The sequence below is a fragment of the Neolewinella sp. genome (assembly GCF_965214665.1).
Classification (GTDB): Bacteria; Bacteroidota; Bacteroidia; order Chitinophagales; family Saprospiraceae; genus Neolewinella.
The window spans coordinates 1,157,034-1,174,274 of sequence record NZ_OZ243970.1 but is presented as its reverse complement, the minus strand read 5'-3'; the positions used below and the strand labels follow the sequence as shown (position 1 = coordinate 1,174,274).

The following is a 17,241-nucleotide window of genomic DNA, read 5'->3' as shown; positions in this document are numbered from 1 at the left end:
TTGACGACTTTCGGATTAATAAGACTTTACCATTCGCAGGGTCTGCATGACCTCACCCGAGCCGTTGCTCACGACAGCGAAGTAAATACCCTGGGGCAGGCTAGTCACCTGTACGGGAATCAGATGCTCTCCGGCCTGGAAGGGACGGCGCACCAGGTTGCTCAGGCGGCGACCGTTGACGTCGTAGAGGTCGATGTTCACTGCCGTAGCTTCACGAACCCGCAGCTTAATCGTAGTCTGATTCTGGAAGGGGTTGGGGAAGTTGATACCCACTACGCGGGGAGCGTCGATGCCTAGTCCGTCAGTAGTGAAGAAGTCATCCACGGCGTTCGGACGGATCGCACCGCTACACTCACCCTTGGCACTATGGGGTAGGGCCAGGTAGGGGAAGGTGTCGCGGAATTCCTTGTCGTTCTCCTCGATTCCGGTGGTGTATCCGAGTACGCCCATTAGGTCGTCGGTTACCGGGCTAGCGGTGGAGTCAGGATTGTAATCATCGTACCAGAGACCGATGGCGGCAAGTACTACACCGGAAACGGCCTGGAGCTCGATACGCGTCACGTCATCCTCTAAGCGGCGTCCGTTGGGGAAACCATCCATGTTAGGTATGAACACGATGCTATCGGCGGTACCACCCATATAGGTGCTATCGGTAAGTCCGAGCACGGCCGCTTGGATTAGACCGAGGCTACTGAACGAGCTACTGTCGCGTGGGGTAGCAGGAACGGCCATATTGAGCCGAAGCATGTCACCACCGTTGGGTAGGAAGTTATTGATGAATGGCTGACCGGCGGCCAGGGGGTCACCACCCTTGCCCGTTGCGAGCTGGTAAGGGCGCATGTTAGGTACGCCAGTATGGAAGATAGGCCAGAGGTCAACGGAGCGAGGCTTGCCAGCGCCAGGCAGTAGCAGGGCACCGAAGGCGTCCTCGCTGAGCGCGGTGCTGTCGAGTGCGTCGGCTCCTTTGAGGCCGAATAGACCATCGGCACCGTTGGTGAAATCGAACATACCCAGGCTGTTTTCCTGAATACGCAGCGGCGCGAAGGCCGGCACGGCACCTCCGAAGAGACTGTCGTCCATATACAGTGCCAATTCGGGATTATAGAAGTACTGGTCCAGAATGGTATCCTCAAGCTCGTCGTAGGGCATTAGGGAGTTCCAGTAGTCTTTCATTCCTACTGGAATGATCGCCTCGTTGGTCAGTGGCATACCCAGGCGGCTTACCATTACATACTCGTTGTCCGTCACCTGGTAGCCGACCATATCGTTGGCCTTATTGATGTTAACATCCTGCATAACCCGCACCCGGGGCCGGCTAGCCGAAGCCCATACACCGATGACATAGTCACCATCTAAGATACTGGTGGGCGCATCGATATCATCATCGTCGTCTTCGTTATCTAGGTTATTCCCCTTATGAAGCATGTTCATAGGTATGTTAAGCACCAGCGCGTTGGTGTTGAAGCAGGCGAGTCCGTCGATGGGGTCGCCGTCCTGGCGGGGAGCATTACCAAGATCGAAGATGCCACCGAGGTCGACGAAGAAAGGGTCGTCTACGGGTCCGGCGAATACCATCATGCCATTGTCCAGGGTATCGACGGTGCTATTAGAGTAGCTTTCGTAACTGTCGCGACCTAATCCGACTTCTGACTCGATCGAGCGGGGACCGATGTTCGGTGCGGGCACTACACCGTCAGTGATGAGACGCGTACTGTTGTGACTTCTATCGATCATTTCGAGAATATAGGTCGTCTTCAGATTCTGTTTACCCAGGCGGATGTTGAAGAACGTCGATGGGTCCTCGTTTTCTCGCTTGAACGTGAAGCGGAAAATTAGATCGTCACCCTTCGTGGTAGCGTCGTTATCGACGTGAATCTCGTAGCGGATATCCTCTCCGAAGTGGTACCAGTTGGGGCCACCGTGGGGAAGTTGCATGGGGATGTAGGTAGCGATCAAGGTGACCATATCCTCCATACCGGGTGTCCGGAAAGCGTATACGTCGACGTTATCCGCCAGCGGATCGTCGGCGATGAGGGGCGCTTCCCGGTGGGAGGAGGCCAGTAGCCCCGTACCCATCATTACTCCGAGCAGGAGCAACAGCGCGCATTTAGTGGGTTGAATTAGTTGCATAATTTATTTGTGGTGAGCCCCGGCCGGTACCGGCCGGGGCGGTCTTTTAAGTTAGTTGAACGGAGGTAGTCCGGAAGCCTACTCGAAGTTGGTATGATTAACCTCGGTGCCACGCCAGGGCAGAGCCACGTAGGGGAAGGTGCTGCGGAATTCGCGGTCGTTCTCCTCTACCTCAGTGGTGTAGTTGAGTACACCCAGCAGTTGCTCCGTTACGGGGCTATCGTCCATGTCCGGATCGTAATCATCGTACCACAGGCCAATGGCGGCCAGTACAACGCCCGAGACGGCCTGAAGCTCGATACGAGTCACGTCGTCCTCCAGGCGGCGTCCGTTGGGGAAGCCGTCCATGTTGGGAATCATCTGTAGACTGTCGCCACCACCGGTGAAGGCCGGGTCAGTTAGACCCAGAACGGCTGCCCATACAAGTCCACGCGAATCAAACGCGTCGGAATTGCGCGGCGTGGGAGGCACGGCCATATTAAGGCGGAGCATATCACCGCCGTTGGGCAGGAAGTTATTGATGAAGGGCTTACCGGCCGCGAGGGGGTTTCCGGCTTTACCGGTAGCTAGCTGGTAAGGGGGTAGGTTGGGTACACCGGTGTGGAAGATGGGCCAGAGGTCTACCGAGCGGGGTTTCCCGGGGCCAGGCAGCAGGATGGGTCCGAAGGTCTCATCGGCAAACACCGTTCCCATCTTCATCGAATCTGTCAAACCGTTGAGGCCATCGGCGCCATTGGTGAAGTCAAAAGAACCGAGACTGCTCATCTGAATACGAAGGGGGTCGAAGGCAGGAACTGCGGCAGCAAAAAAGGCCGTATCCATATACAATGCCAGCTCAGGGTTGTAGAAGTACTTATCCAGTACTGTATCGGCCAGCTCCTGGTAGGGGGTGATGGCGTTCCAGTAATCCTTCATGCCGATGGGGATGACTACCTCGTTGGTTAGTGGCATACCCAGGCGCGAGACCTGCACGTAGTTGCCGCTGTCCATGATAGAGTCGGCACTTTCAATAGTACGCATAGCCGGACGGCTAGCCGAGGCCCATACGCCGATGACGTAGTCGCCGTCGAGAATGTTAGCCGGGGTACTGGCAGCACCTGCCTTCAGTAGGGTAGCTTTGGGTACCTTGATGGCTAAGGTGTGTACGTTAAATTGCGCAAGTCCGTCACGGCTGGGATCGTTTTCGCCCTGACGCGGAGAATCGCCAAGGTCGAAGACGCCACCCAGGTCGACGAAGAAGGGATCGTCGGCAGGGCCGGCAAATACCATCTCGCCCGTGGAGGCTTCCATAATACTATTTTCCCAGAGGTCCTCGTACATCGTGTCGAGTCCCACCTCACTTTCAATCGAACGGGGGCCGATGTTGTAAGGAGGTACCATACCGTTGGTCACGATCGTATCGAAGGTCATCATGCCATCCATACTCCGTTCCAGGGTGTAGGTGGCCTTGATGTTCTCAGCACCCAAACGGATATTAAAGAAGGTCGTGGGGTCCTCGTTAGTACGCGTAAAGGTGAAGCGGTAGGTGATTTCGTCACCCGGTGCGGAGGCGTCGTTGTCGACGTGGATCTCGTAACGAATGTCCTCTCCGAAGGTGTAATAGTTAGGACCTCCCTGCGGCAACTGCATGGGAATGTAGTTGGCGATGAGGGTAACGGTAGAGGTATCGTCGGGTGAGACGAAGGCGTAAACGTCGGTGTTGTCAGCGAGGGGATCGTCGGCAATTAGGGGCGCTTCCCGGTGGGAAGAGGCCTGGGCAGTTTGCCCTAAGCAGACGATCAACGCAAAACAACCCAGACAGCGGAAGTAGAGCTTGATCATAAAAGCTGTGTGTGGAAGATGGTTGATTAATTGGTTCGGACGGGCCGTAGCCCGCTCTAATGTACCTACGTGTAGCGAAGGCACCTTAGTTTTGTTCACCCGAAAGATAATTCACGGAAGTGTATTGTGGGGTCTAAGGCTCAGGGCTTTACAAATGATCCCCCGATAGATAACCGTAGTCACTCCAATTCTTCCCTTCAACCCACTTTTACCGCCCGCAAAAAGTTTTCCACCCGCTCGGAGGTAGTAAGTTGTCTTTGGTACTCCGGCAGACCAGGCACTCCCATGTACACCTCCGCATTCCGGTGCACCATGCGGCTGTCGAGCGGCGAGAAGGCCGTTGCGTGAAACTCCCGTGCCCCGGTGTAGGTAAGCACCTCGGCTACGTTCTCCGGGGTAATCCCGCAGCCCGGTAGTATGCCAATCCCGTCTCCGGCTGCCGCCACCAGGCGACGGATTAGTTCCAGTCCCTGCGGTACTGTCGCCGCCTGTCCTGAAGTAAGCACCCGGTGAACGCCAAGGTCCCGCAGCCGGTCCAGCGCCGCAAAGGGGTCACGACATACGTCAAAAGCGCGGTGAAAGGTGATCGACAGCGGGCCGGCTGCTTCCACCAGGCGTTGCACCTGCGGCCCCGCCACCTGACCCTGCGGGTCGAGTATGCCAAAAACCACGCCGGCCACGCCCACGCTGCGACAGTAGCAAACGTCAGCCTCCATCACCTCAAGTTCCCGTGCCGTGTAGTCAAAATCGCCGCTGCGGGGCCGGATCATCACCATCACGTCAATGTCCACTCGCGCAGCGGCGGCAATCGTAGCATGACTCGGCGTGATGCCCCCTTCGACCAGCGCCGCGCAGAGCTCCACCCGCTGCGCGCCGCCCGCCTTTGCGGCGTAAACGTCGTCGATGCCCTCCAGGCAGACCTCGAAGGTGACCTCACTCATGCTGGCCTAGTTTACTCGGTGGGACGACCATTTCGTTGGCCTGGCTTGGTGAATACACGGCGTAGTCGAAGCCATCCTGAATACAGTATCCCCCACTGCGCCCGTAGCGGTCCAGGCCAATAAAGCCTACCTGAATCTCGCGGTAATCGTGGTTTTTGGCGATCACCCGCTCGACCGCCAGCCGACACGCTTCCTCGGGAATATGGCCCTGTCGCATCAGCTCCACCACCAGGAAGGAGCCGCAGGCCCGGATCACCGCCTCCCCCCAACCGGTCGCCGTAGCCGCGCCCACCTCACCGTCTACGTAGAGGCCCGCCCCGATGAGGGGTGAGTCACCCACTCGACCGTGGTACTTGTAGGCCGCCCCGCTGGTGGTGCAGGCCGCGGCCAGGCCACCCTGCCGGTCAAGCGTAAGCAGACCGATGGTGTCGTGATTTTCGACGTTGATGGGGGGGCGGTAGCCGGGGTTGTCGCGTAGCCACACTTGGTACTCCCGGCGCGTCTCCGGCAACAGAAGCTCGGTAGGGGTGAAGCCCTCGGCCAGGGCAAAGTCACGGGCACCATTTCCCACCAGCATCACGTGGGGGGTGACCTCCATGACCCGTCGGGCCACGGAGATGGGGTGCACAAAACCTTCCAGGGCCGCTACGCTGCCGCAACGGCCGCTGCCATCCATGAGGGCGGCGTCTAGGGTGACCACGCCGTCACGGTCCGGTCGACCCCCCAGTCCCACGGTACGTACCGCCGGATCGGCCTCCGTGATGCGGACGCCGGCCTCGGCTGCATCGAGCGCGCTGCCACCGGAGGTCAGCACCTCCCAGGCCGCCGCATTGGCTGCCTGCCCGTGTTGCCAGGTACTTACTACTACCGGGCGTACCGCTACCGGTTCGGGGTCGGATGCGGTAGCGCAACCCGCCGCTAAACCGGCCACCCCAAATAGGGGTGCCTGGCGGAGGAAATCACGACGGTTAGGGTAGGGCATGGGCGGGGAGTTTACCAGCGGGGGATTTGCATGGTTAAACAGTGCAGCCCCCCGTGCTGCTCGATGAAGGGCCGGGAGGGCACCGGTACTATTCGGTAGCCCTGGCCCCCGAGTGCCCGCAGGGCCAGCTCATCGGCCGCCACCCCGTAGGTGGGTAGGAAGAGTGTTCCGTTGCTGATCAGAAAATTAGCGTAGGAAGCCGGAAGCTGGTGGCCATCCACCTCGCTGTACAGGGTACCGGTCCAGGGCAGCTCCAGCAGTCGGTAGTCGCGGCCCTTCTCCCGGAGTTCCTCGCGCAGCTTCACGAACTCGTCGTGCTGTGGATCATCCGGCGACGGCGGGCCTACGTAAGCGATCGTATCCGCCGTCAGGAAGCGGGCTACCGTGTCGATGTGGGCGTCGGTGTCGTCGCCGATGAGCTCCCCGTGGTCGAGCCAAATGACGCGTTTGACACCAAGCGTCGACCGCAACAGGTTTTCGGCGGCGGCTTTATCGGCGAAGTCATTGCGGCCCGCGCTCAGTAGGCAGCGCGTAGTAGTAAGTAGCGTGCCCCTTCCGTCGCTTTCTACGCTTCCTCCCTCGAGTATCTCCGGCACCCGCTGGTAGCCCACCGTGGGGTAAAGTAACTGGTGCAGGGCGCGGGGCAGGGCGTTATCCCGGCTTGCATCGAATTTGCCGCCCCAGCCATTGAAGGTAAAGTCTAGCAGTAGTGGTCCCTCCTCAAAAACGGTGATGGGCCCGGAGTCGCGTACCCAACTATCGTCAGCCGGCAGTTCCAGCACCTGACCCTGGAAGCGCTCCCGGTAAGGCCCAAAGAAGTCGGTATCGGGCACGATCATTTGCACCGGACAGACCTCCTGTACCAGATTAGCCGCCGTGAGCAGGGCTTCGGCGGCGGCGTTTAGGACCGGGCCCCAGTCTCCCCCCCGGCGCGGGAAGCAAAACAGGACGCACTGCTGGGGGTGCCACTCGGCCGGGAATACTCGCATCGTCGTAAATTACGCGGTCAATATCGCCCAAATCAGTCTATGTGCTACCGTATCCTTCTTGTTCTGGGCGCGCTCGCCGGTGCCACGCTGGGTTGTGGAGCCCCTGAGTCCGCCCCCGACCCCGGCATGGTCTGGATCCCAGAAGCAACCAGTGGAGGGTTCTGGATGGACGCCACGGAAGTGACGACCGCGGAGTTCGGCGCTTTTATTAACGCTACGGGCTACACGACCGAGGCCGACAGCTTCGGCTGGTCCGGGGTCTTCTCTACCGCAGAGCAGGCCTGGTTGCCGGTTACGGGGGCCAACTGGCGGTATCCACAGGGGCCCGCCGCCGCCGCGGCGGCTCCGGACCAGCCCGTCACCCAGGTGAGCCTGCGCGATGCCCAGGCGTACGCGCGCTGGGCCGGAAAGCGACTGCCCACCGAGGCCGAATGGATGCAGGCTGCTACCCAGGGCGGCCGCTACCATAATTACCCCTGGGGGGAGGATATGCTGCCCGATGGTACCTACCGGGGCAACTGGTGGCAGGGGCCCTTCCCGTACTCTGATGAGGTCCGTGATGGCTTTCCCGGTGTAGCCGCCGTGAAGCAATTTTCGCCGGCCGATAACGGGCTCTACGACATGGCGGGCAACGTATGGGAGTGGACGGCCACCGAGCGGGCCGCCACCGGTGAAAACGTCATCAAAGGAGGCTCGTTTCTCTGTAGCACTAGTTACTGCACCGGCTTTAACCTACAGCAAAAGCAGTATACAGCCAAGGACAGCGGGCTTAATCACCTGGGTTTTCGCTGCGTAGCGGGTTAAACGTGCACTAAAAGAAATGGCCCTCCCGGAGGAGAGCCATCTCGTACAAAGCTTAAAGTCGATCATGCCCCGCAAAGGTAAGTGGAGGAGCTACCAACTGAAGAGTTGATGCTTTGGAAGATTTGTGACACCTACCGTATGTGCGAAGGGTTGGTAAAAGGGTAGACGGCAGGCTAAGTGCTTGATTCTTAGGCTGCTGTCTGTCTGTAGCATGCGGGTAAATTGTGACGTTCAACCCCCTCCGCGTACCATAAAACGGCGCTTCGTGCTACTTCCCGAAGCATCAGTTACGGTCAATACGTGCAGTCCTGGCTCTAGTGGTAGGCTCAACTGATGGTACACCGTGGTGGAGCGAACGTACCGCCCGTCGAGGTGCCAGAACAGTTCGGCCCGCGGATCGCTAGTCGATACGGCGAAGTAGAACGGCTCGAGCTCGCCTCGCCAGTTTTTCACCGCGCTGAGCACGCCGCTTCCCTCTGGGTAAATGAACTGTAGGCCACGATCCCGCCCGATCTGCCCGCTGCACCCCGCCTGCCAGGCGGGTAGATCGCGATACTCTACGTGCCGCCGACGGTAAAAGTGGGCGCGCAGTGGGGGTAGGGTAAATACATTAGTCAGTACACCGTCCGGACTGCACTGCCTAGTCGTACGGTACGCGCCGTCGCTAGTGAGCAGCACGCGGTGGTGGAAGGGGCAGGGCAGGGTCTGGTCGTGTACGCGTGGCGTCAGCTGGGTAGTCGTCGGACAGTCCACGCCGGCAAGGTACCCGGAGACGCTACAGCTGCGTACCGACCTAAGCGCATCATCGGGCGGGGTAAACCAGTAGGGAGCATCGGGGGCGTAAGACTCGAGCAACCGAAACACGTCAAAGAGCACGGGAGCCGCCGCCTGCACCCCGATGAGCCCCGGTCGGCCCGCCCCGTCGGCGTTGCCTACCCACACGCTGACCACGTAGGCGGGCGTGGCCCCCACCGCCCAGGCATCGCGAAAGCCGAAACTGGTGCCGGTCTTCCAGGCCACCGGACGGTGACTTTCAAAGCGGCGGTAATCGCCCGATTCATCCGGTCGCCGTAGGTCGCGCAGTGCGTCAAGCACCGTGAACCCCGCCCCGGCACCCAGCCCGGCAACATCGGTCGGTAGGTTAGCCTGTCGCCGGGTGTGGTAGATCGATTGCTGCTGGGCCAGGCCCAGAAACCAGCGGTGGATCTCCTCCAGGGTGATCTCTGCCCCTCCGAGGATTAGCGAGAGCCCGTAGTGGCTGGCCGGCTGCCCCATATGCGCGAAGCCCGCCCGCTGCAGCCGGTCGTGAAAGCGCGCTACCCCGTAGTCGCGGAGCAGGTACACAAAGGGGATGTTCAGCGAGCGCACCAGGGCTTCATCGGCCGCCACGGCCCCGTCGAATTCGGGCGTGAAGTTCGCCGGCCGAAAGTTTTGAAAGCTTGTCGGTACGTCCGGGAGTAGCTGCTTCGGTAGCAGCTCGCCGGCGTCGAGCGCCAGGCTGTAAAGAAAGGGTTTGAGCAAACTGCCGGGGCTACGGGGCGCGGTGATTAGGTCTACCGACGGGGCATGCTCCGCCTTCAGGTCCGGCACATTGCCGTGGTAGGCGACCACTTCGCCGCTCCGTACTTCGGTAATCAGCACCGCCATATTGTGAATTTGATTCTGGCGGAGCAGCCGGTGGTGGCGATCGATCACCCCGGCTATGGCACGCTGCAACTGGGCGTCTAAGGTCGTAGGTACGCGTCCCCGTGCCCCCTCCGCAAGGCGCCGTTGCAGGTAGTGCGGAGCATCGCGGGGTAGGGCGAGGGGAGCACCCGGCAGTGGTTCCAGTAGCGCCAGTTCGAGGGCCCGTGGTGTCAGCGTACCGTCGGTGGCTAGCTGATGAAGTAGGCGATTTCGTTTTGACTGTAGGGCGTCCCGATTGCGCCCCGGGTGGATCAGCGCCGGACTGTTCGGCAGTACCGCGAGGGTTGCCGCCTCCGCTGCGCTGAGGGTAGCCGGCGGGCGACCGAAATAGCGGTAGCTCGCCGCGGTCAGCCCCACCGTATTACCCCCAAAGGGCGCGTTGTTTAACCACAGGCTTAGCAGCTCGGCTTTGGAGTACCGCATTTCCAGCCGTAGGGCGATAGCCGCCTCAATGAATTTTTGCCACAGGTTGCGATGGGTGCCGCCCCGTGTCATACGCGCCACCTGCATGGTCAGGGTGCTGCCCCCACTCACCACCCGCCCCGCCTCAAGGTTGTCCACCAGCGCCCGGACTACCGATCTGGCATCGATGCCACCGTGGTGGTAGAAGCGACGATCCTCAAAGGCAACTACCGCAGCCTCCAGAATTGGTGGAATACTGTCGGCGGCCGGCATCCGCCACTGTCCATCTTTAGCGATGTGGGCACTCAGTAACTGTCCCTGCCGGTCCAGCAGCTCCGTGGCTAGAGGTGCCGTGAAAAGATCGTCCGGCAGGCAGTTCCACCACCCAATGGTTAACACCAGCAGCAGACCTACGCCTAGCCCCCGTGTGGATAAACAAAAACGGTAAAGTTGGGCATTTTTATGCACAAATTGTTGTACTTTGTGTAGGTATAAACGATCTCTACGGGGAATAAGTGCAGTAGTATATGAACGAACGGACCGCCGAGAAACTCACCATCCTAGCCGATGCCGCCAAGTACGATGTATCGTGCAGTAGCAGCGGCAGTAAGCGTAAAAATACGGTAGATGGCCTCGGTAACGCCACCGGTATGGGTATCTGTCATACGTATACCCAGGATGGTCGCTGCGTATCGCTCCTCAAGATCCTGCTTACGAACCACTGCATCTTTGACTGCGCCTACTGTGTATCGCGTCGCAGCAATGAGGTCAAGCGCGCCGCCTTCACCGTAGAGGAGGTCGTAGACCTGACGCTCAATTTCTATCGCCGCAATTACATCGAGGGGCTCTTCCTGTCCTCCGGTATCTTCAAGAGTGCTGACTACACCATGGAGCGCCTGGTCCGCATCGCCAAGACCCTGCGTACCGAGCACAAGTTCAACGGCTACATCCACCTCAAGGCCATCCCCGGAGCCAGTGACGAGCTGATCCATGAGGCCGGTCTCTACGCCGATCGCCTCAGCGTCAATCTGGAAATGCCCAGCGAGATGAGCCTCAAAAAAGTAGCCCCCGAAAAGAACTACGCCGAGGTGTATCAGCCGATGAATTTTCTCAAGGAATCTATCGTTGGCTATAAAGAGGAAAAAAAGGCGCTTGTCAAAACTCCCAATTTTGCTCCTGCCGGACAGTCCACTCAAATGGTCATCGGTGCCAGTCCCGAAAGCGACAAGGATATTCTTACCCTCTCGGCCTCCCTGTACGAGGAGCAGAAGCTAAAGCGGGTCTATTACAGTGGTTACGTGCCCATCAGCACCGACAGCCGCCTACCCACCCTGGCCGCCCCGCCGCTGCGGCGCGAGAATCGGCTCTACCAGGCCGACTGGCTCATGCGCTTTTACGGCTTTGCTGCCGACGAGATTGTCGATGATAGTCAGCCGAACCTCGATCCGGATATCGACCCCAAGCTAGCTTACGCTTTGCGACACCCCGAGATGTTCCCAGTTGATATAAATACTGCACCCTACGAAATGATCCTGCGCATCCCCGGAGTGGGGGTAAAGTCCGCACTGAAGATCGTCAACTCCCGCCGCTTCCGCCCCCTGCGCCGCGAGCACCTGCAAAAGATCGGGGTGGTTTGGAAGCGGGCGCAGTACTTTTTGCTCTGCGCGGATAAAGATTTCCGGCAGCTGGGCTTCGATCCTACGGCGATTCGTCGGCAGGTGGTGCACGGGGCTAGTAAGACCGGGCGGCATGCGCAGGATACCGGGCAGTTGGCGCTGTTTGGCTAAACGAAAAGCCCCACCGAATCGTGATTCGGTGGGGCTTCACAATTTTACGAAGCGGAGCTTACATCCCCTGCTCCTCGAAGTAAGACTTTTCGATCGTCTCACCGGCCTGCACCCGTTCGATACGGGCCTTCATCTCATTGGAAGCATCGTAGTTATCGCGGCGGGCAAAGATCTCCTTCAGCGCGTTGAGGGTGTTGAGGTTGTTAGGATCGGTCTTTTCGGCCTTCTGGAAGTAGGGAAAGGCCGTGTCAAACTCGGCATTGATTTCCTTTTCCAGCGCCTCGTACTTAGCCTGCCCTTCTTTACTGAAGTCATTACCTAGCTCTACCAGATCGTTGGTCATGGTAGCGGCACGGTTGTAGTAAAGGGCACCGAGGCTGTAGATGAGGCTAGCGTTGTCGGGCTCGATTTCTAGACCCTTCTCGTAATTGGCCTTGGCCTGGTCGAAGTAGCCGGCGGCGGCATCAGGCTCCTCGGCACGCTTGGTCTGGTAGAGTTGGTCGTACACGGACCCAAGGGTACTGTAAAGGCTCACATTCTCGGGTTCAGCGGCGATAGCCTCCTCAAGCTTACCGGTCAGTTCGTCTAATTTGCCCTGGGCGAGGTAGTAGTTGATCTCGGTAAAGAGCAGCTGGGTCTCCTCGGGGAATTTCTCACGGCCCTCGTCGAGGTACTTACCGGCCTGTTCCATATCACCCTTACCACTGTAGACTTTGTACAGTCCATCGTAGAGGCCGACATCATTATAGCCTCCCTGGTGAAGCGCGATGAACAGCGGCTCGGCCGCGTCGTAGTTTTCGTTAAGTACGGCGGAGAGGGCAGCGTAGTAGCGCTCGTCGTTCAGCTTGGTCTCGTCCGCGGCAAAGGCACTCTCTCCACCATTCTGTGTAAGAAAATCGTGGACCTGAACACTCTTGTTGAAGGCCTCGTAGCTGTCCTCGTAGTTCTTATCCTGGATGGCATAAATCCCTTCATTGGAGATGTTGCCCTGTAGGGTTTGGAGGCCGTCGAGCGCAGCTTTCTTGCCACTCTTTTTGTCTGACATATTGTATGCCTTCATGTAGTAGTCGGCGGCGGTAGCGGCGGCACGGGCGACCATCGGCTCGATGGGCTCGTTGTTAGCCAGGGTCCGATCCTGAACGTACTGGTTGATAGCGGCGGAGTAGATATCACCGGCCTCGAGGTACGACTTATAGTCGGCCTGCACGGTGGGGTCCTCCATAGCTACCATGACCGCATCGACGGCTTCCTGGAGCTTAACCGCGTCACGGCTGGTGTTGTAGTTGTCGTAGGCCTTGGAAGCCTCCTTGAGTTGGTCCTCGCCACTCTGAGCGAAGGCGGTAGACACCGCAAGTAGTGCAACTAGCGCACTAAGGAATAAATTACGCATGATAGGTTGTGTTGGTTTCAATGTATGTGTGTGCATACGCCTCAAAGACAAGTGATCATCCGAGAGGGTAACAGTAAAACGTCAAGGGTAGCCCCAACGATGGTTAAGGCTACCTTAAAGTTATAAAACAGTCTGGTTGTATTCGTGTTCGGCTACTCTTCCTCACCGCCCACGATATCATTCTCGTCGATGCTCACAACGGCTACGTCGGCAATCGCATCGTCGCTGCCTAAGTTGATCAGGCGAACGCCCTGCGTAGAGCGACCCATGACCCGCAGCTCCTCCATTCCGGTACGAATCAGGATGCCGGAGCGGTTGGTGATCATCAGATCGTCGTCTTCGCTGACGGCCTTGATGGTCACCAGCTCGCCGGTCTTGTTAGTGATTTTCATGGTGCTAACGCCCTTGCCGCCGCGGTTGGTAATGCGGTAATCGGCCCAGTCGGACCGCTTACCCATCCCGTTTTCGCTCACCACTAAGATGGTCTTATCCGCATCGCGCTCGTGGTCGATGGTGACCATGCCCACTACGCGATCCTTGGGTCCATTGAGACTGATGCCCCGTACACCGGCAGCGTTACGGCCCATGTTGCGAACTCCGTTCTCCTCAAAGTGAATGGCCTGCCCCTTTGCTGTAGCTAGGAAGACGTGGCTGTTGCCATTGGTGAGGCGGGCCTCCAGAAGTTCGTCACCTTCATTGATGGTGATGGCGTTGACCCCATTGGTGCGCACACGGCTGTATTCCTCCAGACTGGTCTTCTTGACCTGACCCTTCTTGGTGGCAAAGATCACGGAATGCTGAGCCAGAAACTCCTCATCCGTCAGGTCCGCTACGTTGATGTAGGCCTTCACGTTATCATCCTTGGGCATGGCTAGGATATTCTGGATCACCCGTCCGCCGCTGTTCTTGCCCGCCTCCGGAATCTCATAGATGCGCAGCCAGTAACAACGCCCCTGCTCGGTGAAAAGCAGCAGGTAATTGTGGTTGCTGGCGATGAAGATGTGCTCGATGAAGTCCGTATCGCGGGTTTTAGTCCCGCGACTGCCGCGACCGCCCCGGCTCTGGGCCCGGTACTCGCTCACGGGTGTACGTTTGATGTAGCCCAGGTGGCTGATCGTCACCACCACGTCCTCATCGGCAATCATGTCCGTGATGGAGATATCGGCCGTATCCAGGCTGATCTCCGAACGGCGCTCGTCGCCGAAGCGGGCCCGCACGTCCTGTAGCTCCTCCTTGATGATGTCGCGCTGTAGCTGCTCGCTCTCCAGAATAGCGCGTAGCCGATCGATCAGTGCGCGGATCTCCGCGTACTCATCCCGAATCTTATCGATCTCCAGGCCGGTCAGCTTCTGCAGGCGCATGTCGAGGATGGCCTTAGCCTGCTCCTCGCTCATCACGTTGCCCTCCAGGACAAAGAGCTCTGCGGTCGCGACTTCACGAATCAGATCACCGAACTTCTGCCAGAACGCATCCCGGTCGGTGATGAAATTACCGGCCATCAGTCCGTCGCGGGCATCCTCCGGATTGGCACTGGCACGGATCAGGGCAATCACCTCGTCGAGGTAGTCCAACGAGATCAGCAGACCGATCAAAATGTGCGCCCGGGCCAGCGCCTTATTGAGTTCGTACACCGTGCGCCGCTGAATCACCTCCAGACGGAAGGCCACGAACTCCTCGATCAGATCCTTCAGGTTCAGGGTCATGGGCCGGCCACCGACCAGCGCCACGTTGTTGACTCCATAGCTCGTCTGCAGTGGCGTGTACTTATACAGGTAGCTGAGCACAATCGAGGCCATCGCGTCACGCTTCACCTCGATGACGATTCGCAGTCCGTCGCGATCCGACTCATCGCGCACGGCACTCACGCCGGTGATCTTACCGTCGTTGACTAGCTCGGCGATCTTAGCCACCAGCGTAGCCTTGTTGACCTGGTAGGGTATCTCGCTGATAATGATCGTCTCCTTATCGTTGGAGTCGACCTTGATGTCGGCCCGGCCCCGCACGACCACCCGGCCGCGACCGGTACGAAAGGCCTCGCGCACCCCGTCCATGCCGTAGATGATGCCGCCGGTAGGAAAGTCCGGAGCCTTCACGTACTGCATCAGCTCGTTGATGGTAATGTCCGGATTATCCACCAGGGCGATCACACCGTCCACCACCTCGTTTAGGTTATGGGGCAGCATATTCGTAGCCATACCTACGGCGATACCCGAAGCGCCGTTGACCAGCAGGTTCGGAATGCGGGTGGGCATGACGGTTGGCTCCTTGAGCGTATCGTCGAAGTTGAGCTGGTAGTCGACCGTGTCCTTGTCGAGGTCGCCTAGAATACTGTCACTAATACGCTGCAGACGGGCCTCGGTGTAACGCATAGCGGCGGGGCTATCGCCGTCCATGGAGCCGAAGTTGCCCTGTCCGTCAACCAGGGGGTAGCGCAGGCTCCAGTCCTGGGCCATCCGGACCATGGTATCGTAAACGGAGGAGTCGCCGTGGGGGTGGTACTTACCGAGTACCTCGCCGACGATACGGGCGCTCTTTTTGTGGGCGCCGCGGTAGCTGAGTCCCAGTTCGCTCATACCGAAGAGCACCCGGCGGTGTACGGGTTTGAGTCCGTCGCGCACGTCGGGCAGGGCCCGGCTTACGATCACCGACATCGAGTAATCGATGTAGGCCGACTTCATTTGGTCTTCGATATTGACCGGAATGATGCGTGAATTTGGCATACGGGTAGTTTAGACGGGGCGGGGCCGCAGGTACAAAAAACGTCGCAAAACAGCCAGTCCGCCCGCGCACGAAGGTACAAAAATCGTGCCTAAAAACCTAGCTAAACCATAGTGTTTATGGGGGGTTAAGTAGCCCATATGGCAGAGTCGCAAAAGGTCGTCAAACCTTACGGAAAAAAGGCCTCGAAGAAGGAGGAAGTGGGGCGGATGTTCGATTCCATTGCCCCCACCTACGACCTGCTTAACCGGGGCACCTCGTTTGGTATCGACACCCTGTGGCGTAAGAAGCTTATCGCTCAACTCGAGCCCCGAGAGCACCGTACCATCCTTGACGTAGCCACGGGTACGGCTGACGTGGCCATTCAGACCGTAAAGCGCGCCGGGGTCGACCACGTCACCGGTGTGGACCTCAGTGAGGGCATGCTAGCGTACGGCCGCGTAAAAGTCAGAGAGCTGGGGCTGGAGCAGCGCATCACGTTGGAGCAGGGGGACAGCGAGGACCTTCCCTACCCGGAGGCTACCTTTGACGCCGTCACGGTAGCCTTTGGCGTGCGCAATTTCGAAAACCTGGAGCAGGGGCTAGCCGAGATGCTGCGCGTACTGCGTCCCGGGGGCAAGCTGATCGTACTGGAATTCAGTCGTGTGAAGTACGCACCGCTGCGCTGGGCCTTCAATTTTTACTTTGGCAAAATTATGCCGCTCATCGGCCGTTTACAGAGCCGAGACCCCCGGGCTTACGCCTACCTCTTTGAATCCGTGCAGGTTTTTCCGAGCGGCCCGGACTTTCAGGCTATCCTTCGGCGGGTCGGTTATAAAGACACTACATGGCAAGCACTTACCCTCGGCGTCGCTTCTATCTATACGGCCTACCGACCGCGCTGACCCTCTGCCTTTCGATCCTGTGTTGCACCTGCGCACACGCCCAGTTTATCGGCGGGAACAACCGGAACTTCTACGATTTCCAGGCAAAGCCCTACTACTTTGGCATCACCCTGGGCTTCAATTCGAGCCGTTACACGCCCTTCCGTAGTCGTGAATTCCTGTACACCGATAGCATCGTCGGCGTGGAGAGCCTCAACGGGCCGGGCTTCAACCTGAACCTAATCGGTAACCTGAAGCTCGGTAAATACTTTGACTTTCGCTTCACCCCGGGCTTCAACTTTGCGGAGCGTAACCTGAACTATACCCAGAGTAGTGTGCGGCGCGTAGAATCGCAGGAAAAAGTTGAGGCGGTGTTCATCGAGCTGCCCTTTTACTTCCGCTATAAGTCGGCTCCTTACCGCGATAAGCGCCTGTTCCTGATCGCGGGTATGAAGTACTCCTTCGACGTGGCCAGCGAGAGCCGGACCCGGCAGGCGGAGGAGCTGGTACGTATCAGTCCGCACGATTTCGCCATCGAGTACGGAGCGGGGATCCAGATCTTTTTCCCATTTTTCATCCTTTCGCCGGAGTTCAAGATCAGCCACGGCATCGGTAATACGCTGCTCTTTAACCCTACGCTACCCGAGAGCCGGGTGCTGGAGAAGGTGACGAGCCGCACCTTTACGATCTCTTTTCACATCGAGGGATAGTAGCGACGACTTTAGTCG

Annotated in this window: 12 protein-coding genes; 4 read left to right on the top strand and 8 right to left on the bottom strand. The window is 58.7% G+C overall.

Features of this window, described 5'->3' with window-relative positions; genetic code table 11:
- Positions 1 to 15: 15 nt before the first annotated feature.
- From ACOOHD_RS05235 to ACOOHD_RS05215, 5 genes are all read right to left on the bottom strand, one after another.
- Entirely contained in the window at positions 16 to 2,130 is a 2,115-nt protein-coding gene (locus ACOOHD_RS05235) for a DUF4331 family protein (protein WP_420460519.1), read from the bottom strand.
- A 78-nt stretch (positions 2,131 to 2,208) separates the two neighbouring features.
- Complete coding sequence (locus ACOOHD_RS05230; RefSeq protein WP_420460518.1) at positions 2,209 to 3,951, bottom strand: DUF4331 domain-containing protein; 1,743 nt, start codon at positions 3,949 to 3,951, stop codon at positions 2,209 to 2,211.
- A gap of 197 nt (positions 3,952 to 4,148) precedes the next feature.
- The gene (locus tag ACOOHD_RS05225; RefSeq protein WP_420460517.1) at positions 4,149 to 4,892 is read right to left on the bottom strand and encodes a copper homeostasis protein CutC; all 744 of its coding nucleotides are present in this window, start codon (positions 4,890 to 4,892) and stop codon (positions 4,149 to 4,151) included.
- Entirely contained in the window at positions 4,885 to 5,874 is a 990-nt protein-coding gene (locus ACOOHD_RS05220) for a N(4)-(beta-N-acetylglucosaminyl)-L-asparaginase (protein ID WP_420460516.1), read from the bottom strand. Before ACOOHD_RS05220 ends, ACOOHD_RS05225 begins: the two co-directional genes overlap by 8 nt.
- Before the next feature lie 11 nt (positions 5,875 to 5,885).
- The gene (locus tag ACOOHD_RS05215; protein WP_420460515.1) at positions 5,886 to 6,863 is read right to left on the bottom strand and encodes an agmatine deiminase family protein; all 978 of its coding nucleotides are present in this window, start codon (positions 6,861 to 6,863) and stop codon (positions 5,886 to 5,888) included.
- A 39-nt stretch (positions 6,864 to 6,902) separates the two neighbouring features.
- On the opposite strand from ACOOHD_RS05215, the gene ACOOHD_RS05210 reads away from it, so the two are divergent.
- Entirely contained in the window at positions 6,903 to 7,667 is a 765-nt protein-coding gene (locus tag ACOOHD_RS05210; RefSeq protein ID WP_420460514.1) for an SUMF1/EgtB/PvdO family nonheme iron enzyme, read from the top strand.
- A 231-nt stretch (positions 7,668 to 7,898) separates the two neighbouring features.
- On the opposite strand, the gene pbpC is transcribed toward ACOOHD_RS05210, so the two are convergent.
- Positions 7,899 to 10,154 (bottom strand): penicillin-binding protein 1C, encoded by a 2,256-nt coding sequence (gene pbpC / locus ACOOHD_RS05205; protein WP_420460513.1) that lies wholly within the window; start codon positions 10,152 to 10,154, stop codon positions 7,899 to 7,901.
- A gap of 128 nt (positions 10,155 to 10,282) precedes the next feature.
- On the opposite strand from pbpC, the gene ACOOHD_RS05200 reads away from it, so the two are divergent.
- Positions 10,283 to 11,542 carry a putative DNA modification/repair radical SAM protein gene (locus tag ACOOHD_RS05200; RefSeq protein WP_420460512.1) on the top strand — a complete coding sequence of 420 codons (1,260 nt, stop codon included), beginning with the start codon at positions 10,283 to 10,285 and terminating at the stop codon, positions 11,540 to 11,542.
- Between the two features lie 58 nt (positions 11,543 to 11,600).
- Here ACOOHD_RS05200 and ACOOHD_RS05195 read toward each other — a convergent pair whose 3' ends face one another.
- Positions 11,601 to 12,932, bottom strand: a complete 1,332-nt coding sequence (locus ACOOHD_RS05195; protein WP_420460511.1) for a tetratricopeptide repeat protein — start codon at positions 12,930 to 12,932, stop codon at positions 11,601 to 11,603.
- Between the two features lie 152 nt (positions 12,933 to 13,084).
- Positions 13,085 to 15,652 (bottom strand): DNA gyrase subunit A, encoded by a 2,568-nt coding sequence (gyrA, locus tag ACOOHD_RS05190; RefSeq protein WP_420460510.1) that lies wholly within the window; start codon positions 15,650 to 15,652, stop codon positions 13,085 to 13,087.
- 138 nt (positions 15,653 to 15,790) lie between these two features.
- Between gyrA and ubiE the strand changes: the two genes are divergently transcribed.
- Positions 15,791 to 16,534 carry a bifunctional demethylmenaquinone methyltransferase/2-methoxy-6-polyprenyl-1,4-benzoquinol methylase UbiE gene (ubiE, locus tag ACOOHD_RS05185; protein WP_420460509.1) on the top strand — a complete coding sequence of 248 codons (744 nt, stop codon included), beginning with the start codon at positions 15,791 to 15,793 and terminating at the stop codon, positions 16,532 to 16,534.
- Positions 16,477 to 17,223, top strand: coding sequence for a porin family protein (locus tag ACOOHD_RS05180; RefSeq protein WP_420460508.1), 747 nt, complete (start codon positions 16,477 to 16,479; stop codon positions 17,221 to 17,223). The genes ubiE and ACOOHD_RS05180 overlap by 58 nt, the downstream gene beginning before the upstream one ends.
- The last annotated feature ends 18 nt before the right edge of the window (positions 17,224 to 17,241 follow it).

Coding starts and splice junctions, on each gene's coding strand:
- ACOOHD_RS05235 (WP_420460519.1), bottom strand. CDS start 2,130: ATGCAACTAATTCAACCCACTAAATGCGCGCTGTTGCTCCTGCTCGGA.
- ACOOHD_RS05230 (WP_420460518.1), bottom strand. CDS start 3,951: ATGATCAAGCTCTACTTCCGCTGTCTGGGTTGTTTTGCGTTGATCGTC.
- ACOOHD_RS05225 (WP_420460517.1), bottom strand. CDS start 4,892: ATGAGTGAGGTCACCTTCGAGGTCTGCCTGGAGGGCATCGACGACGTT.
- ACOOHD_RS05220 (WP_420460516.1), bottom strand. CDS start 5,874: ATGCCCTACCCTAACCGTCGTGATTTCCTCCGCCAGGCACCCCTATTT.
- ACOOHD_RS05215 (WP_420460515.1), bottom strand. CDS start 6,863: ATGCGAGTATTCCCGGCCGAGTGGCACCCCCAGCAGTGCGTCCTGTTT.
- ACOOHD_RS05210 (WP_420460514.1), top strand. CDS start 6,903: ATGTGCTACCGTATCCTTCTTGTTCTGGGCGCGCTCGCCGGTGCCACG.
- ACOOHD_RS05200 (WP_420460512.1), top strand. CDS start 10,283: ATGAACGAACGGACCGCCGAGAAACTCACCATCCTAGCCGATGCCGCC.
- ACOOHD_RS05195 (WP_420460511.1), bottom strand. CDS start 12,932: ATGCGTAATTTATTCCTTAGTGCGCTAGTTGCACTACTTGCGGTGTCT.
- gyrA (WP_420460510.1), bottom strand. CDS start 15,652: ATGCCAAATTCACGCATCATTCCGGTCAATATCGAAGACCAAATGAAG.
- ubiE (WP_420460509.1), top strand. CDS start 15,791: ATGGCAGAGTCGCAAAAGGTCGTCAAACCTTACGGAAAAAAGGCCTCG.
- ACOOHD_RS05180 (WP_420460508.1), top strand. CDS start 16,477: ATGGCAAGCACTTACCCTCGGCGTCGCTTCTATCTATACGGCCTACCG.